The organism is Methanolobus bombayensis, from assembly GCF_017873415.1.
GTDB classification, from domain to species: Archaea; Halobacteriota; Methanosarcinia; order Methanosarcinales; family Methanosarcinaceae; genus Methanolobus; species Methanolobus bombayensis.
Genome location: NZ_JAGGKD010000031.1, coordinates 1 through 2,689, shown reverse-complemented (window position 1 = coordinate 2,689; position 2,689 = coordinate 1). Strand labels below are relative to the sequence as shown.

Annotated in this window: 1 rRNA gene; it reads right to left on the bottom strand. The window is 51.1% G+C overall.

Annotated features, from left to right (window positions below):
• Window positions 1-2,689, bottom strand: a 23S ribosomal RNA gene (locus J2746_RS14560); the annotation flags it as partial.

Below are 2,689 nucleotides of genomic sequence, written 5' to 3'. Positions count from 1 at the left end.
GTGGTCTCTTTTCAAGTCAGATTTCGAGCTTAGATGCATTCAGCTCTTATTCCTTAGCGCGTAGCTGCTCAGCGATGCCCTGTCGGACAACTGATACACCAGTGGCGCCGCTACTCTGTTCCTCTCGTACTAAAAGTAGCTTACCCTCAGACCACAGACACCTCTAGTAGATAGTAACCGACCTGTCTCACGACGGTCTAAACCCAGCTCACGATCTCCTTTAATAGGCGAACAACCTCACCCTTGGCCGCTGCTGCACGGCCAGGATGGAAAGAACCGACATCGAAGTAGCAAGCTGCCGGGTCGATATGTGCTCTTGCCGGCAACAACTCAATTATCCCCGGGGTAACTTTTCTGTCATTTTTGGCTCGCACCAAGCGAGCTCAAAAGTTCGCTAGAACCGACTTTCGTCTCGTCATCCACTGCTATGCTGAATAACGTCAGGCTGACTTATGCTCTTGCACTCTTCAGTGGGTTTCCGACCCACTTGAGTCAACCATTGTGCGCCCTTGATATCTTTTCAAGGGCGTCCCGCCCCAGGCAAACTGCCCACCTATCGGGGTCCTCCTCTCAGAGTAAGGGTCGTAATTTCAGAAGGGTAGTGTCCCAACGGCGACTCCATCGATGCTGGCGCACCGACTTCGATGTCTCCTACCTACACTGTACATCCAAAATCACAACCCAACGACAGGCTGCAGTAAAGCTCCACGGGGTCTTCACTTCCCCCTAGAGGTCTCTAGACTGTGCACTAGAAAGTAAGCTTCACCGGACTCTGGCTAGGGACAGTAGAGCTCTCATTGATCCATTCATGCGAGTCGCCAATTAAGCGACAAGGTACTACGCTACCTTAAGAGGGTCATAGTTACCCCCGCTGTTTACAGGCCCTTCGTCCCGTTGAACCGGGTTTTCAGGTACCTGCACTGAGCAGGATTCAGAGATCGTACTAGCCCTTACGGGTTTGCGATCTCCTATGTTGGTATTAGACAGTTAGAGCTCTCTTGTCACTGCGACCTGCTGTCTTCACAGCAGGCACTCCTTCTCCCGAAGTTACGGAGCTAATTTGCCGAATTCCCTTAGCCAAATTATTTCCGACACGCCTTAGCCTTTTCAGCTAGGGGCACCTGTGTCAGTTCTCGGTACGGACCCATGACTTCCTTTTCACGGGTTCCCGGGTGCAGCCAACTTTCGCCATTACAGATTCGCCTGCTTCTCGCCATTACGGCTCTCCACAGGGTTCGCTGCTTAGACGGCGCGACGGCGCCGCTTGGCCTGCCCAAAAACGTCAGTTTATTGTCATGAGGTACAGGAATATTAACCTGTTTCCCTTTCGGCGTACTCGAATTACGGTACGTCTTAGGACCGACTAACCCTCGGCTGACGATCATTGCCGAGGAAACCTAGCCCCTTCGGCGGATAGGATTCTCACCTATCTATGCTGTTACTATTACCAGGATTTTCGTTTCCGCACGGTCCACAGGACTTCACAGCCCTGCTTCTGCCCGAACGCAACGCCTTTCTACGAGATTACCTTGCGGTACTCCGTGGTATCGGTGGTCGACTTGAGCCCCGTCCATTTTCGGGGCCCCAAACCTCGACTGGTGGGCTGTTACGCACTCTTTAAAGGATAGCTGCTTCTAAGCTAACCTTCCAGCTGTCTAGGGCTTAGGACGCCCTTTAGTATTAACACTTAGTCGACACTTAGGGACCTTAACCACGGGCTGGGTTGTCTCCCTTACGGACTACAGGCTTACCCCAGTAGTCCGGACTCCGACCTTCTACGACGACGGTGAGTTTGGAGTTTGACAGGCAGCTGAGGAATTTCTTCCCCGGGACCACCAATCAGTGCTCTACTTCACCGACTATCTCCGGTCAGGTCATGCTACGACATGTTTCGAAAGGAACCAGCTGATGCCGGGTTAGATTAGCCTTTCACTCCGAGACGCAGGTCACACGAATGATTTGCAGATCAATACCGCTTGCGGTCCTCCACGTAGCTTTCGCCACGCTTCAACCTGCCCACGCCTAGATCACCCGGCTTCGGGTCATATCCCAATGACTCCACGCACTTGTATACGTCGCTCCTCACCTTACGGTTGCGAGCATGTTGCTTTCGCTTCGGCTTCCCTTTCGGTTAGCCATTGCCATTTGAATATACTCCCTGGCCCGTTCTTCAAAACGTAAGATATGACACTGGCAATGATACCCGTACTGCGGCCTCGCGACCGTTTCCTTCGTATCAAAGATCCTTTAATGCCATATCGCTCCATCGCCTCCAGGTTTCAGGCACTTTTAACCTCCCTTTTTGGGGTACTTTTCAGTTTTCGGTCACCCTACTAGTTCGCTATCGGTCTCAAGTAGTATTTAGTTTTGGAAGTTGGTGCCTCCCAAATTCACGCGGGAATTCCAACCCACGCTACTCAGGTTGTAATCCAAATCCTTTGTTTGTTGTTTACGTGACTATCACACTCTATGGTCTAACGTTCCAGAAAAGTTAAACTTCAAACAGGTAGGACCTTTAGAAAAAACCTATAACACCACATCTCCCGTCTGTTTCCAGCGGGATTCAGTTTGAACTTTACCGTGTTCATTCGCCATTACTAACGGCATCTCTTCGATTTCTTTTCCTGCCCCTACTAAGATGCTTCAATTCGGGGCGTTCCCGATCATGATGATCGACACACAAAATGTG